This window comes from Candidatus Burkholderia verschuerenii, assembly GCF_001189365.1.
Lineage (GTDB): Bacteria > Pseudomonadota > Gammaproteobacteria > Burkholderiales > Burkholderiaceae > Caballeronia > Caballeronia verschuerenii.
This window is the reverse complement of record NZ_LFJJ01000143.1, coordinates 1-14,906: the sequence shown is the minus strand read 5'-3', so window position 1 is coordinate 14,906 and position 14,906 is coordinate 1. Positions and strand designations below refer to the sequence as shown.

Genomic DNA, 14,906 nt, shown 5'->3' with positions numbered 1-14,906 from the left:
ACACCGCACGGCTGCTGGCAGTGTCGGCTCCTTTCCGGTCGCCCGGATGAGTCGCCCATAAGGAGGGTACGTTGTCCCCGAAGCTTCGAACCCGACCGTTACCGGTCGCGCACGTTCAGGTAGGCAATGCTGGTCGTACAGCAGGTCACGGCTTCACGCTCCGATGTTCTGGTGGTTGAATGTGACAAGGCAGAGAAGAGCTTTGCCATTCCCTACGTTGCCGATTTACGTCCGGCGGACGGCGACACGCGTCGCACTTGTTACTTGTTACTTGTTCACTGTCAATCGTTTGAGTGCTAAGAAGCTTGACCGGAGCGCCGCAGCCGAATTCTCGAAGCGTGCCGCCGAAAACGGGCGTTGTAAGCACATTCAGATTATCAAAAACTGTGACCGTGTGCGCGCTTGTTTTCCCAATAACATCTAGTTGGTTCGGCTCAAAAACGGATGGGTCAAGCTCCTTGTGCCCCATTGCCGTGCGTTCTTGGTGATAGGACCGCACAACCCGCCCGACCGCGATGATGGCGCCGAGGCCGCCATGTGTTTGCGACTCGTAGAAAAACATAAGACTCCCTGCTGTAAATTTGGAAAGAGTCTTCGGGTGGCTTAGGTAGTGCCTCTGCTGATACAACTGCACACGAGGCTGCGGGAGCAATGACCCCTGAGGAAGGTGCTGCAGCAAGTGTTCGGAGAACTGTCTCCGAACAGGGGTAATTATGCCGGAGCGACCGGGTAAGCAGAACAATGCCGGAGCCATCATGCTCTCAAGCCTCAAGAGCGGTACGTGAGTTCGATTACCGTCCGCTGTGTAAATTTCAATATATTGGTTGATGTTTCTGAAAGTTGGCACTTCAGATGGGAGGCGAACGCCGCTCGCGAGAATTAAAGATGTCTGAGTTGCTTGCCAGTTTTCAGCGGTGACCAGCCCTTTGATGACAATCTTTTGAAGTTGCGATACGGCACTGGCGTTGTCCGCGAATCCGAGCGAGATTGCTTCCTTCTTTACAAGAAACTGCGAACTTGGATAGCCTAACCGCACTAGCGTCGCTTGATCTTTTGCGGTTTGCTCTCCAAGCTTGCTTAACATTAAGCGGACGCAATCGACCGATCCAGCCGAACGTTCATCTACCGCCATCATGGCACTGATGCTCGACTTGCTAACCGGTTGATGCCATGTCATATATCCAATAGGTTCACCATTTTGGCGGACGAGATGGCGTCTGCAGTTGCTTAAGGGGCCGTCAACGGTGGCCCACTGCGTGAGCTGTTGAGATTTCTCGACTTGAAGCTTGGAAAGCAGCTCTCTGATCTCGCTCACATCAAGGTCTATGACATCACTGATGGTCAGTATCCGATCGGACTCGCTTCCAATTGCGAAAACATCCAGCGGAAGGAATGCATCAAGAGAAAACGCGGTCGGCGAGATAACATTGAGCCCATACGCTGATAGGAGCTCGGATGCGGCGCTTAGGATCGAGGAGTCGCTCGTTACCAATCCATCTAACCTGTGCGAAATTGCTGTCACAAGATGTCTTAGGTCCGATTTGTCGTTAGCGGTCAACGAACCGAGCTGACTTCGCGTAGGGAACACTTTTGCCGCGAGATCGCTCAACAACCGCTCGGCCTCTTCGTTACCGGGAACTGCATAGGTTGGCAGAATGGAGACGAAGTCTTGTATAGGATCGGTTTTCCCTTGAGGGCAGGTTCTTTTTAGTTCCGTCAAAATTTCCGAGCTGATCGCAAGGTTGCATGCGTCCATCCGTTCTGCGCGAAATAAATTAATGACGTGTCCTCTTCGTTGCCGACGAGGGCCAATATCGAATAGAACGTTGAGATCGAGCAAAAACGTTGGTTTTTCTGCCGCAGTACTAAAGGCTAATCCGAACGGATCTGTTGAGGTGATTCCGCTAGTGCCGAATAGTTGAGGTGCTCCCAGCTCGTGGCTACGCACAGCGATCATAAGGCCGCGCTTGCCGCGATGTTTTCCGCCTGGGGCAATCCGCTGGACGTAGAATTTCTGTCTTTCCCAAAATACATTGGACGCAGCCATGTCCTCGGCGACGCGTGCCTCAATGGAAATATACTGCAGGGCATTTAGACGCTTTTTAAATTCTTCTACTAGTCTGGCTCCCACGCCGGTCCCACGAAAACGAGAGTAAACAAAAATTTGGATGATTTTCGCTCTCGGCTGTCGGAGGTCAAACAATAAATGGCCTGCGTATTCTTGTGGCTACTTGTTAGCAATCACAGCAACGAACAGATTGCCTTTCTTCGCATATTCTTGGTAGACAGAAGCCGGTAGAAAGCCGAGCGACGTTTTGTCGGAGTCGGCTGCCGCCTTAACCACATCTACCAGTGAACCAATGTCCTTGGCTTCAGTAAGTATGGCTATATTCGTATAGGACTCTTGCATTGCTATTTCGTGGATCGTAATCTCGCTTCAGATGGCATGCGAGGGTTGCAGGATTTGCCGCATAAAAATAACGTAAGAATACTAATCAAAATGAACTATCGATGGACGATGTGACTTGAGAAGGCAAAGCTTAAAGTTGGTGTAACAGCGTGCTTGTTCAACTACAAATTGAACCCTATTTCTGAATGTGAACGATGGTCAATGAGAACAGCCTGAGAAATCCTTGGCTAAAAAAAGCTGAGTTCCGCTTTGCGGAGCTCAGCTTTGGCACAGCGAAACCCTTTTTTTAATGCAGGTTGCGCAATGTCTCAGACCTGCGCTCCCGCATTCGGATCGTTTGGATCGAACTTGTCCTTCTTGTCCTTCACGAGATCCTCGCGCTTCACGCCGAACCACATCGCAAGCGCGGCCGCCACGAACACCGACGAATAGATACCGAACAGAATACCGACCGTCAGGGCCAGTGCGAAGTAGTGCAGCGTCGGGCCGCCGAAGAAAAACATCGACAGCACCATCATTTCCGTACAACCGTGGGTGATGATGGTTCGCGACATCGTCGAGGTAATCGCGTGGTCGATCACTTCCTTCACGGTCATCTTGCGCTGCTTGCGGAAGGTTTCGCGAATTCGGTCGAAGATAACCACCGACTCGTTCACCGAATAGCCGAGCACCGCGAGAATCGCCGCCAGCACCGAGAGCGAGAACTCCCACTGGAAGAACGCGAAGAAGCCGAGAATGATCACCACGTCGTGCAAGTTCGCGATGATGCCCGCGACCGCGTACTTCCACTCGAAGCGGAACGACAGGTAGATCACGATGCCGATCACCACGCACGCGAGCGCGGCCAGCCCGTTCGTCACGAGCTCCTTGCCGACCTGCGGACCGACGAACTCCACGCGCTGCAAGGTGACCGACGCGTTGTCGGCCTTCAGCGCGGTCATCACCTGATCGCTCTGCTGCGCGGAGGTGAGGCCTTGCTTCAGCGGCAGGCGAATCAGCACGTCACGCGAGGTACCGAAGTTCTGCACCTGCGCATCGCCATAACCGAGCTTGGTCATGGTCGCGCGAATCGGCTCGGGCGAAATGGCTTGCGGATACTGCACCTCGACGACCGTCCCGCCGGTGAACTCCACCGACAGATGCAGCCCGCGATGCACGAGGAAAAACACGGCGACGAGGAACGTCACGAGCGAAATCACGTTGAAAATCAACGCGCGCTCCATGAACGGCAAGTCGCGGCGAATGCGGAAGAATTCCATTTTCTATCTCTCCGGGACTCAGGGACTCAGTGCGACTGGCCCGGTTTCTGTTGATCGACGCCGGGGCCCGAACGGCGGCGCACGGTCGGCTTGCCGCTGCGTGCCGGCGCGGCGCTGGCCGGAGCCTGTGCGCGCGGCGCGGCCACGGCCTTCTTCTTGCCCTTGGCCGTCTGGACGATTTCATCGACCGGCGAATCGTCGCCGCGTTGTGCGGCCAGATACGCCGCCGCCGCTGCTTCGGAATCGCCGCCATCGGGACGCCACACCTGACCGATCGCCAGGCTCTTCAGCTTCTTCTTGCCGCCGTACCAGAGGTTGACGAGCCCGCGCGAGAAGAACACCGCCGAGAACATCGACGTCAGAATGCCGATACAGTGCACGACCGCGAAGCCGCGCACCGGACCCGAGCCGAACGCCAGCAGCGCCAGACCCGCGATAAGCGTCGTCACGTTCGAGTCGAGAATGGTCGCCCACGCGTGCGCGAAACCTTCCTGAATCGCGGTCTGCGGCGGCGCGCCGTTACGCAGTTCCTCTCGGATACGCTCGTTGATCAGCACGTTCGCGTCGATCGCCATACCGAGCGCCAGCGCGATAGCGGCGATACCCGGCAGCGTCAGCGTGGCCTGCAGCATCGACAGCACGGCGACCAGCAAGAGCAGGTTGACCGACAGCGAGATCATCGAGAACAGGCCGAACAGCAGGTAGTACGCGACCATGAAGAGGGCGATCGCGGCGAAACCGTACTGCACCGAATCGAAGCCCTTCTTGATGTTGTCCGCGCCGAGGCTCGGTCCGACCGTGCGCTCTTCGATGATGTCCATCGGCGCCGCCAGCGAACCGGCGCGCAGCAGCAGCGCGAGATCGATCGCGGCTTGCGCGGACGGCTGGCCGGTGATCTGGAAGCGATCGCCCAGTTCCGACTGGATGTTCGCCACCGTCAGCACTTCGCCCTTGCCCTTTTCGAACAGCACCATCGCCATCGGCTTGCCGATGTTGTCGCGCGACACGCTCGCAATGGCGCGGCCGCCGGCCGAGTCGAGGCGAATATTCACCGAAGGACGCTGATGATCGTCGAAGCCGGTCGATGCATCGATGATGCGGTCGCCGGTGAAGATGATCTGCTTGCGCAGGAGCACGAGGCGGTCGCCCTGCTTGAACGCTTCGTCGCCCGGAGGCACTGCATCGTTCGAGCCGATGTAGGTGTTCACCGGATCGGCGAGACGCGCTTCGAGCGTGGCCGTGCGGCCGATGATGTCCTTCGCCTTCGCCGTGTCCTGCACGCCCGGCAGTTCGACCACGATACGGTCGGAGCCTTGCTGCTGAATCACCGGCTCGGCCACGCCGAGTTCGTTGACGCGGTTATGCAGCGTCGTGATGTTCTGCTTGAGCGCGCCGTCCTCGACGATCTTCTGCGCCGCCGCCGTGAACGTGCCGACGACCTGGAAGCCGTCGCCGCCCTGACGCGTCGCCCATTGCAACTCGGACACGCCGGTCTGGAGCAGGGTGCGCGCGTTGTCCGCCGCGGCCTGATCGAAGAAGTTCACCACCACCGACTGCGCGACGCGATTCACGCCGCCATCGCGGATATTGCGGTCGCGCAGATAGGTGCGCGCGTCGGCCGCGTCCGAGTCGAGCTTCTTGTTGAGCGCGCCGGCCATGTCGACTTGCAGCAGGAAGTGCACGCCGCCGCGCAGGTCGAGACCGAGGTACATCGGCAGCGCGTGCAGCGCCGTCAGCCAGCCGGGCGAGGCGCTCTGCAGATTCAGCGCGACGATGTACTGCGGATCGGTCGGGTCGCTGTTCAGCGATTTGGTGAGCAGGTCCTTCACGCGCAATTGCGTGTCGGTGTCCTTCAGGCGCACGCGGATGTTCGCGTTGGTCTGCGAGTTGTCGAAAGTGACTTCGTCGGCCTTGATGTTGCTCGAAGACAGTGCGCTTTCGACGTTCGCGAGCGTGGTCGAGTCGAGCTTGACCGTGGCCTTGCCGCTCGACACCTGCACCGCAGGCGCTTCGCCGAAGAAATTGGGCAGCGTGTACACGAGGCCGATGACGAGCGCCACCAGCATCACGACATACTTCCAGAGGGGATAACGATTCATGGGGATGGCCGAACGGATAGTTGGCTGCGGGGGAGAGTGCGTCCGGCGTTATGCGCGAGGAGCCGGTGGTGGAAGCCGCGGACTCGGTGTGCGAGGCCGCGCCGGACGCGATGGAACGGTTCTGGCCTTACAGCGACTTGATCGTGCCCTTCGGGAGGATGGTCGTCACGGATGCCTTCTGGATGGTGATTTCCGTGCCTTCGGCGATTTCGACGCCGACGTACGCTTCCGACACCTTGGTGATCTTGCCGACGATGCCGCCGTTGGTCACGACTTCATCGCCCTTGGCCATGGCGGACAGCATGTTGCGATGCTCCTTCTGACGCTTCATCTGCGGACGGATCATGATGAAGTACAGGACCGCGAACATGAGGATCAGCGGCAGGAAGCTCATCAGCTGGGATTCCGCGCCACCCGCGGATGCGCCTTGTGCAAAGGCATTGGAAATGAACGACACGTTGGTCTCTCCGAGTTTACGTTTCGGTGCTTCTAAAAAACAGGCTTCTGGGAACTGACTTGAAGTTAGCCCGGCATTCTACCACTCGCACCTTACGGCCAAAGGCCGGAATGCGCTTTGCCATCAAGCCGTTACAGGCGTTTGACGGCATGCGGCGCAAGCATTAGAAAGGCAATTGTAATTATTGCAACGCAGCCTTAGTCGACGCCACGCGCGCGGTTTTTCGCGAAAGTCTTGCGAAACGCTTCGAATGTGTGATTTTCGATCGATTCCCGTACTTCGCCAATCAGCTGAAGGTAATAGTGCAGGTTGTGAATCGTGTTCAGTTGCGCGCCCAGAATCTCGCCTACGCGATGCAGATGATGCAGATAACCGCGCGTGAAGTTCTGGCACGTATAGCAGGTGCAGGACTCGTCGAGCGGCTTCATCGAGCTCTTGTGCGACGCGTTCTTGATCTTCAGATCGCCGAAGCGCGTGAACAGCCAGCCGTTGCGCGCGTTGCGCGTGGGCATCACGCAATCGAACATGTCGACGCCGGCCGCGACGCCGTTCACGAGATCTTCCGGCGTGCCGACGCCCATCAGATAGTGCGGCTTGTCGGCGGGCAGCTTCGGGCCGATGTGATTCAGCACCCGCATCATGTCTTCCTTCGGCTCGCCGACCGACAATCCGCCGATCGCCAGCCCATGGAAGCCGATCTCGCTCAGACCCGCCAGTGATTCGTCGCGCAGGTCTTCGAACATCCCGCCCTGCACGATGCCGAACAGCGCGTTCGGATTGCCGAGCCTGCCGAACTCGTCGATGGAGCGCTTGGCCCAGCGCATCGACATGCGCATGGAATCGGCGGCTTCCTTGTGCGTGGTCGGAATGCCGTTGGTCGCGTAGGGCGTGCATTCGTCGAACTGCATCACGATGTCCGAATTCAGCACTTTCTGAATCTGCATCGACACTTCGGGCGACAGGAACAGCTTGTCGCCATTGATCGGCGACGCGAACGTGACGCCTTCTTCGGTGATCTTGCGAAGATCGCCCAGCGAAAATACCTGAAAACCGCCGGAATCGGTGAGAATCGGCCGGTTCCAGCCCATGAACTTGTGCAAGCCGCCGTGCGCGCCGATCACTTCGAGACCGGGGCGCAGCCACAGGTGAAACGTGTTGCCAAGGATGATCTGCGCGCGAATCTCCTCGAGCTCGCGCGGCTGGATTGCCTTGACGGTGCCGTAGGTGCCGACCGGCATGAAGATCGGCGTTTCAACGACGCCGTGATTGAGCGTGAGGCGGCCGCGCCGGGCCTGGCCGTCGGTCGTCAGCAATTCGAACTTGAGCCCGTTCTCGGGCGGGGTAAATTGACCAGCGGTCATCTTTTTATGCTCCTGCAACCGGAGAGCGCAGTGTTTTAGGCATAGTAAGCGCTACCGCGCTAGCTATGCCTAAAACACTGCATGAGACCGGAGTAAGGCGCTGAAGCGCCAACTCCGGATCTCAAGTCCGGCGCAAAGGTTGGGAAAAACTAACTCTGACGCGTCAGCAGCATCGCGTCGCCATAGCTGAAAAAGCGATAGCGCTGCTCGATGGCGTGCCGATACGCCTCGCGAATCGTCTCCATGCCGGCGAAGGCGGAGACCAGCATCATCAGCGTGGATTTTGGCAGGTGGAAGTTCGTCACCAGCCGGTCGACGACGCGGAACGCGTAGCCCGGCGTGATGAAGATGTCCGTTTCGGCCTGCGTCGCGGCAAGCGGACGGCCGGCGTCGGCGGCATCGCGGGCGGCGGCTTCGAGCGCGCGCATCGACGTGGTGCCGACCGCGATCACGCGATTGCCGCGCGCCTTCACCGCCGCGATGCGATCGACCAGCGATTGCGGCAGGTCGTACCACTCGCTATGCATCTTGTGCTCGGCGATGTTCTCCACCCGCACCGGCTGGAACGTGCCCGCGCCGACGTGCAGCGTCAGCGTGGCGCGCTCGACGCCGCGCGCATCGAGCCGGGCGAACAGCGCGTCGTCGAAATGCAGGCCGGCGGTCGGCGCGGCGACCGCGCCCGGATTGGCCGCATAGACCGTCTGGTAGCGCGTTTCGTCGTAGGCGTCGGCGTCGTGCGCGATGTAATGCGGCAGCGGCAAGCGCCCGTATTGCTCGATCAGCGTCAGGCAATCGGCCGGAAAATGCAGCGTGTAGAACGGCTCGACGCGCTCGCCTACCGTGACGTCGAAGGCGTCGGCGAGGCGGATCGTGCTGCCTTGCAGCGGGCTCTTGCTGGCGCGAATCTGCGCGAGCGCCGTGGTCGCGCCGGTCAGCCGTTCGATCAGCACTTCGATCTTCCCGCCACTGGCCTTCTGGCCGAAGAACCGCGCCTTCAGGACTTTGGTATCGTTGAAGACGAGCAGATCGCCTGCATCGACGAGATTAGGCAAATCGGAAAAGTGCCGGTCGGTGAGCGTGACGGGCGTGGCGCGGTTGTCCACTTCGAGCAAACGGCTCGCGCTGCGCTCGGTGAGCGCACTCTGCGCGATCAGCTCGGGCGGCAGATTAAAATCGAAATCGGAAAGCGTGAACATGGCGTGATCGAGGTACGAACGAACGCAAAAGCGCGCCGAACAAACCCCATATTGTACTTGCGAAGAGAGTCAATGCCCTTGTCCGACCGCCGTCTTGCCGCTTCGACCGAACCGCTTGCCGAAGAGGCGGGCGACGCGCCGCGCGCCGCCGCCCCCGCGCGCAAGCGTGCGAAGGCCGACGACAAGCCGAAAACCGTCGTCAAGACGGCGGACAAGCTCGCCAAGCTCGGTCTCAAATCGGATATCGATCTGGTGCTGCATCTGCCGATGCGCTACGAGGACGAAACGCAGCTCACGCCCGTCGGCGAGCTGATTCCGGGCGATGTCGCGCAGACCGAAGGCGTCGTGTTCGACAACGAAATCGCGTATCGGCCGCGCCGGCAGCTGCTCGTCAAACTCCACGACGATGCCGGCGACGAACTGACGCTGCGCTTCCTCAACTTCTACGGCTCGCAAGTCCAGCAAATGGCCATCGGCAAGCGTCTGCGCGTGCGCGGCGACGTGCGCGGCGGCTTTTTCGGGCTGGAGATGGTGCATCCGGCCGTGCGTCCCGTCGATGACGACACGCCGCTGCCGCAAGCGCTCACGCCGGTGTATCCGTCGACGGCGGGCATCACGCAGGCGTATTTGCGCAAGGCGATCGACAACGCGTTGTCGCGCGTCGCGCTGCCGGAACTGCTGCCCGAAGCGATCGCGAACGCGCATCTGAAGCCGCTGAACGTGCCCGGCCTGCTCGATGCCGTCAGGACGCTGCATCATCCGCGCGCGGATTCCGACGAAACCGCGCTGATCGACGGCACGCATCCGGCGTGGACGCGCATCAAGTTCGAGGAATTGCTCGCGCAGCAATTGTCGCTCAAGCGCGCGCACGAGGAACGCCGCACGCGCGCCGCGCCCGCCATGCCGCGCCGCGCCGCCGATGACGACACTTCGCTCGTCACGCGTCTGCTGAAAACGCTGCCGTTCGCGCTGACCGGCGCGCAGCAGCGCGTGGTCGCCGAAATCGGCGGCGAACTGACGCTTGCGTATCCGATGCAGCGGCTATTGCAGGGCGATGTCGGCAGCGGCAAGACGATTGTCGCGGCGCTGGCGGCGGCGCAGGCCATCGACGCGGGTTATCAGGCCGCGCTGATGGCGCCGACCGAAATCCTCGCGGAACAGCACGCCCGCAAGCTGCGCGGCTGGCTGGAACCGCTGGGCGTATCGGTCGCGTGGCTCGCGGGCAGTCTGAAGGCGAAAGAAAAGCGCGCGGCGCTGGAAGCGGCGGCGCTCGGCACGGCGCATCTGGTCATCGGCACGCACGCGATCATTCAGGACGCAGTAGAGTTCGCGCGGCTCGGGCTCGTGATCGTCGATGAACAACATCGCTTCGGCGTCGCGCAACGTCTCGCGCTGCGCGCCAAGGCGCTCAACGCGGCGGACGGCCGTGCCGATTTCCAGCCGCATCAGCTGATGATGTCCGCGACGCCGATCCCGCGCACGCTCGCGATGACCTATTACGCCGACCTCGACGTATCGACCATCGACGAACTGCCGCCCGGCCGCACGCCGATTCTCACCAAAGTCGTCTCCGACGGCCGCCGCGACGAGATCATCGCGCGCGTGCGTCAGGCGGCGCTGACGGGGCGTCAGGTGTACTGGGTGTGTCCACTGATCGAGGAAAGCGAGACGCTGCAGCTTCAGACGGCGGTCGAAACCTACGAAACGCTCGCCGCCGCGCTGCCCGAATTGCGCGTCGGACTGGTGCACGGACGGCTCGCGCCCGCCGAAAAAGCCGCCGTGATGGACGCCTTCGCGCGCAACGAAGTGCAATTGCTGGTCGCGACGACGGTGATCGAAGTCGGCGTCGACGTGCCGAACGCGTCGCTGATGGTGATCGAGCACGCGGAACGCTTCGGCCTCGCGCAGTTGCATCAGTTGCGCGGACGCGTGGGTCGCGGCAGCGCGGCGTCCGTGTGCGTGCTGATGTACGCGAATCCGCTGTCGCAGACCGCCCGCCAGCGTCTCAAGACGATGCGCGAAACGACCGATGGTTTTGAAATCGCCCGTCGCGATCTGGAAATTCGCGGTCCCGGCGAGTTTCTTGGCGCGCGTCAGTCGGGCAAGGCGATGCTGCGTTTCGCCAGTCTGGAAAACGACGGCTGGCTGATCGAACCCGCCCGCGAAGCCGCCGACGCCATGCTCAAGTCGTTCCCCGACGCCGTCGCCACGCATCTGGCGCGCTGGCTGGGCGTGCGCGAGCAGTATCTGAAAGCCTGAAGTTAGTGAACTTGAAGGGCGCTTGTCGGTCCCTAATTGAGCGCCGGCGCAATGCTTTTCTAGACGAAGTTGTCGAACGGCGTCTCGCGGGTGTATAACTCAAACCTATCGAATCAATGTATTTCATTGGCCCCCAATGACGCTCACTGAACTGAAGTACATCGTTGCCGTCGCGCGCGAAAGGCATTTCGGCCGCGCCGCCGAGGCGTGCTTCGTCAGCCAGCCGACGCTGTCGGTGGCAATCAAGAAGCTCGAAGACGAACTCAACGTGCAGATCTTCGAGCGCGGCACGAGCGAAGTCAGCGTGACGCCGATCGGCGAGCAGATCGTCACGCAGGCGCAGCGCGTGCTCGAGCAGACGCTCGCCATCAAGGAAATCGCCAAGCAGGGCAAGGATCCGCTGGTCGGTCCGCTGCGGCTGGGCGTGATCTACACGATCGGGCCGTATCTGCTGCCGACGCTGGTCAAGCAGATGATCAAGTCTGTTCCGCAGATGCCGCTGATGCTGCAGGAAAACTACACGCTCAAGCTGATCGAACTGCTGAAGCAGGGCGAAATCGACGTCGCGATCATGGCGCTGCCGTTCCCCGAAACCGGCCTGATGGTGCGCGCGTTCTACGACGAGCCGTTCGTCGTCGCCATGCCGTCGGGTCACGCGTGGGAAAACCGTCCGAAGATCGATCCGGACGATCTCAAGCAGGAAACCATGCTGCTGCTCGGCAGCGGCCATTGCTTCCGCGATCACGTGTTGGGCGTGTGCCCGGAACTGATGCGCTTCTCGCAGAACGCGGACGGCATTCAGAAGACGTTCGAAGGTTCGTCGCTGGAAACGATCCGTCATATGGTCGCGAGCGGCGTGGGGATCACGGTGCTGCCGCGCATGTCGGTGTACGAGGTCAAGCCGCACGCGGCGGGCATCGATTCCGGCCTGCTGAGCTACGTTCCGTTCGATGAACCCGTGCCCGATCGCCGCGTCGTGCTGGCGTGGCGCAAGAGCTTCACGCGCATGCCGGCCATCGACGCCATCTGCGATGCCATCGCGAACTGCGACTTGCCGGGCGTGCGGAAGCTGGATATGCCGGTGGCGGTGAACTAAGCAACTCAGCCGCCGCATTCGCCGATGAAACGCCGCGCCTCGTGCGCGGCGTTGTCGTTCTTGGGGCCAGAATGCTGCCTATCACATAGATAAATTTAATCAAATTAAAATTATCTATAGCATTTGTTAGAGTCTCTTCGTGCCCCAACCATCTCACGAGGATTCCATGACCGCCATCAAACAAGTCGCCGCTTGCTGGAACGATGTCCGCGACGTCGCGCTCAACGTTCTCGCGGATTTCGCTCGCGCCGCAGTCTGAGCGCGCCGCCATTTCATCATCCCACGCAAACGCACAAGATCAGGAGCATCACGATGACGACGCAAAAACTCACCACCGCCTCTGGCGCCCCCGTCGGCGACAACCAGAATTCGCAGACCGCCGGCCCGCGCGGCCCGGTCACCTTGCAGGACTTTTGGCTGGTGGAAAAGCTCGCACACTTCGATCGCGAAGTGATTCCCGAGCGCCGCGTTCACGCCAAGGGTTCGGGCGCTTTCGGCACGTTCTGCGTGACGCACGATATCTCGAAGTACACGAAGGCGAAGCTGTTCGCGGACATCGGTCGAGAAACCCCGATCTTCATCCGCTTCTCGACGGTCGCGGGCGAACGCGGCGCCGCCGATGCCGAACGCGACGTGCGCGGCTTTTCGATCAAGTTCTACACGGAAGAGGGCAACTGGGACGTGGTCGGCAACAACACGCCGGTTTTCTTCATCCGCGATCCGCTCAAGTTTCCGGACTTCATCCACACGCAGAAGCGCGATCCGTACACCAATCTGCGCAGCAACGTGGCCGCGTGGGATTTCTGGTCGCGTCATCCGGAATCGCTGCATCAGGTGACGATTCTGATGAGCGATCGCGGCATTCCGAAGAATTATCGGCAGATGCACGGCTTCGGTTCGCACACGTTCTCGTTCATCAACGACGACAACGAGCGCTTCTACGTGAAGTTCCATTTCAAGTCGCAGCAGCCGCTCGAGAACTACACGGACGCGGAAGCTGCCGCCGTGGTCGCGGGCGACCGTGAAAGCGCGCAGCGCGATCTCGTCGCGAATATCGACGAAGGCAATTTCCCGCGCTGGAATTTTCGCATTCAGGTCATGACGGAAGAGCAGGCGGCACAGTCGAAGACGAATCCGTTCAATATCACCAAGGTGTGGTCGCACAAGGACTTTCCGCTGATCGACGTCGGCACGATCGAGTTGAATCGCAACGCGCAGAACTATTTCGCGGAGGTCGAGCAGGCCGCGTTCATGCCGGCGAACGTGGTGCCGGGCATCGGCTTTTCGCCGGATCGGCTGTTGCAGGGGCGGCTGTTCTCGTACGGCGATACGCAGCGTTATCGGCTCGGCATCAACCATCACCAGATTCCGGTGAATGCGCCGCGCACGCCGATTGCGAATCCGTTTCATCGCGATGGCGCGATGCGCACCGACGGCAATCTCGGCGGCCGCGTGAACTACGAGCCGAACCGCTTCGGCGAGTTCGCGCAGGACGCGAGCGTGAACGAGCCGGCGTTGGCTGCGGGCCCGGTGCATCGCTACGATCATCGCAAGGACGAGGACTACTACAGTCAGCCGGCCGCGTTGTTCGCGCTGTTCGACGATGCGCAGCGCGCGCGTCTGTTCGGCAATATCGCGCGTCATATTCATGGCGTGCCGAACGAGATCGGCGCGCGGCAGATCGCGCATTTCCGCCGTATCGATCCGGCTTATGCGCAAGGCGTCGTCGATGCGCTCGCCAAGCTCGGGCAGCACGTCGTCGATCAGGAAGCGTCCGAAGCAGTCTGAAAAACCGGGAGAAACATCATGTCTCAAGCGTTGAACTATATCGTTCAGGTAGTCGATCAGATCGATGCGACGAGTTGTCACGCATCGCGCGGCGTGCGCGTCGCGATGGCCTTCGGCATCGTCGCGGCGGCGTATGGGCTGGTCGTCGCGGTATCGTCGGCGTCTGAGCGGATGAGCCTGGCATCGGCTTTAAGCGCCGGTTTGCCATAAAGCGTTCCCCGTTTCTACGTTAAACTGTCGGACGCTCGAAGCGCCGCGCGGCAAGGCTTGCGCGGCGCTCGCAATGTTCGAATCACTCTCACGGAGTCACCATGGCGAAGAAAAGCACTGCACCTGCCGTCAATATCGGCATCAGCGACAAGGACCGTAAGAAGATCGCCGACGGTTTGTCCCGGCTGCTGGCCGACACGTACACGCTGTACCTGAAGACGCACAACTTCCATTGGAACGTCATGGGTCCGATGTTCAACACGCTGCATCTGATGTTCGAGACGCAGTACAACGAACTCGCGCTCGCCGTCGACGCCATCGCGGAACGTATCCGCGCGCTGGGCGTGCACGCGCCGGGCAGCTACAAGGAGTTCGCGAAGCTGTCGTCGATTCCGGAAGCCGACGGGGTGCCGAGCGCGGAAGAAATGATTCGCCAACTGGTGGAAGGTCAGGAAGCCGTCGTGCGCACCGCGCGCGAAATCTTCCCGACGACCGACGCCGCCAGCGACGAACCGACCGCCGATCTGCTGACGCAGCGCATGCAGACGCACGAAAAGACCGCGTGGATGCTGCGCGCGATGCTCGCATAAGCTGTCCGGTCCGATCGACGTTCAAGAGAACCCCGCTTTCACGCGGGGTTTTTGCTTGTGCGCCCAGCATGGGCGCACTCTTGCGGGTGCAAGTCGCGCGGCAAGTTGACCACAGCGAGCGAAGTGAAGCGCAACTGCGGAAGGGCGACCGACCGTGGGGAGGAAGCGTGGAGCGAAACTG

Annotated in this window: 12 protein-coding genes; 5 read left to right on the top strand and 7 right to left on the bottom strand. The window is 60.6% G+C overall.

What is annotated here, in order from left to right:
- Nucleotides 1-145: 145 nt before the first annotated feature.
- The 7 genes from BVER_RS20695 to queA all read right to left on the bottom strand — a co-directional run bounded on the left by BVER_RS20695 (nt 146) and on the right by queA (nt 8,782).
- A complete protein-coding gene (locus BVER_RS20695) occupies nt 146-2,203 on the bottom strand; it encodes a GNAT family N-acetyltransferase (RefSeq protein ID WP_332309141.1) in 2,058 nt (685 codons plus the stop codon).
- A gap of 24 nt (nt 2,204-2,227) precedes the next feature.
- Nucleotides 2,228-2,410: a hypothetical protein gene (locus BVER_RS20690; RefSeq protein ID WP_050454889.1), complete on the bottom strand. Its 183-nt coding sequence runs from the start codon at nt 2,408-2,410 to the stop codon at nt 2,228-2,230.
- Nucleotides 2,411-2,718: 308 nt separating this feature from the next.
- On the bottom strand, nt 2,719-3,669 hold the full coding sequence (gene secF / locus BVER_RS20685; RefSeq protein ID WP_050454888.1) for a protein translocase subunit SecF: 951 nt from the start codon (nt 3,667-3,669) through the stop codon (nt 2,719-2,721).
- 26 nt (nt 3,670-3,695) lie between these two features.
- Complete coding sequence (gene secD / locus BVER_RS20680; RefSeq protein WP_050454887.1) at nt 3,696-5,768, bottom strand: protein translocase subunit SecD; 2,073 nt, start codon at nt 5,766-5,768, stop codon at nt 3,696-3,698.
- A 127-nt stretch (nt 5,769-5,895) separates the two neighbouring features.
- Nucleotides 5,896-6,225 (bottom strand): preprotein translocase subunit YajC, encoded by a 330-nt coding sequence (yajC, locus tag BVER_RS20675; protein WP_050454886.1) that lies wholly within the window; start codon nt 6,223-6,225, stop codon nt 5,896-5,898.
- A 197-nt stretch (nt 6,226-6,422) separates the two neighbouring features.
- Entirely contained in the window at nt 6,423-7,586 is a 1,164-nt protein-coding gene (gene tgt, locus BVER_RS20670; protein ID WP_050454885.1) for a tRNA guanosine(34) transglycosylase Tgt, read from the bottom strand.
- A gap of 149 nt (nt 7,587-7,735) precedes the next feature.
- On the bottom strand, nt 7,736-8,782 hold the full coding sequence (gene queA / locus BVER_RS20665) for a tRNA preQ1(34) S-adenosylmethionine ribosyltransferase-isomerase QueA (protein WP_050454884.1): 1,047 nt from the start codon (nt 8,780-8,782) through the stop codon (nt 7,736-7,738).
- 3 nt (nt 8,783-8,785) lie between these two features.
- Here queA and recG point away from each other — a divergent pair, with 3 nt between their 5' ends.
- From recG to BVER_RS20640, 5 genes are all read left to right on the top strand, one after another.
- Nucleotides 8,786-11,041: an ATP-dependent DNA helicase RecG gene (recG, locus tag BVER_RS20660; protein WP_269750786.1), complete on the top strand. Its 2,256-nt coding sequence runs from the start codon at nt 8,786-8,788 to the stop codon at nt 11,039-11,041.
- Nucleotides 11,042-11,177: 136 nt separating this feature from the next.
- A complete protein-coding gene (locus BVER_RS20655) occupies nt 11,178-12,137 on the top strand; it encodes a hydrogen peroxide-inducible genes activator (RefSeq protein ID WP_050454882.1) in 960 nt (319 codons plus the stop codon).
- A gap of 312 nt (nt 12,138-12,449) precedes the next feature.
- Nucleotides 12,450-13,925, top strand: a complete 1,476-nt coding sequence (locus BVER_RS20650) for a catalase (RefSeq protein WP_050454881.1) — start codon at nt 12,450-12,452, stop codon at nt 13,923-13,925.
- 18 nt (nt 13,926-13,943) lie between these two features.
- The gene (locus tag BVER_RS20645; protein WP_050454880.1) at nt 13,944-14,135 is read left to right on the top strand and encodes a hypothetical protein; all 192 of its coding nucleotides are present in this window, start codon (nt 13,944-13,946) and stop codon (nt 14,133-14,135) included.
- Between the two features lie 101 nt (nt 14,136-14,236).
- Complete coding sequence (locus BVER_RS20640) at nt 14,237-14,725, top strand: Dps family protein (RefSeq protein ID WP_050454879.1); 489 nt, start codon at nt 14,237-14,239, stop codon at nt 14,723-14,725.
- Nucleotides 14,726-14,906 lie beyond the last annotated feature (181 nt).

Excerpts from the sequence above, each read along its gene's own strand:
- BVER_RS20655 (WP_050454882.1), top strand. The coding sequence starts at position 11,178 with ATGACGCTCACTGAACTGAAGTACATCGTTGCCGTCGCGCGCGAAAGG.
- tgt (WP_050454885.1), bottom strand. The coding sequence starts at position 7,586 with ATGACCGCTGGTCAATTTACCCCGCCCGAGAACGGGCTCAAGTTCGAA.
- secF (WP_050454888.1), bottom strand. The coding sequence starts at position 3,669 with ATGGAATTCTTCCGCATTCGCCGCGACTTGCCGTTCATGGAGCGCGCG.
- secD (WP_050454887.1), bottom strand. The coding sequence starts at position 5,768 with ATGAATCGTTATCCCCTCTGGAAGTATGTCGTGATGCTGGTGGCGCTC.
- BVER_RS20690 (WP_050454889.1), bottom strand. The coding sequence starts at position 2,410 with ATGCAAGAGTCCTATACGAATATAGCCATACTTACTGAAGCCAAGGAC.
- queA (WP_050454884.1), bottom strand. The coding sequence starts at position 8,782 with ATGTTCACGCTTTCCGATTTCGATTTTAATCTGCCGCCCGAGCTGATC.
- BVER_RS20640 (WP_050454879.1), top strand. The coding sequence starts at position 14,237 with ATGGCGAAGAAAAGCACTGCACCTGCCGTCAATATCGGCATCAGCGAC.
- BVER_RS20645 (WP_050454880.1), top strand. The coding sequence starts at position 13,944 with ATGTCTCAAGCGTTGAACTATATCGTTCAGGTAGTCGATCAGATCGAT.
- BVER_RS20650 (WP_050454881.1), top strand. The coding sequence starts at position 12,450 with ATGACGACGCAAAAACTCACCACCGCCTCTGGCGCCCCCGTCGGCGAC.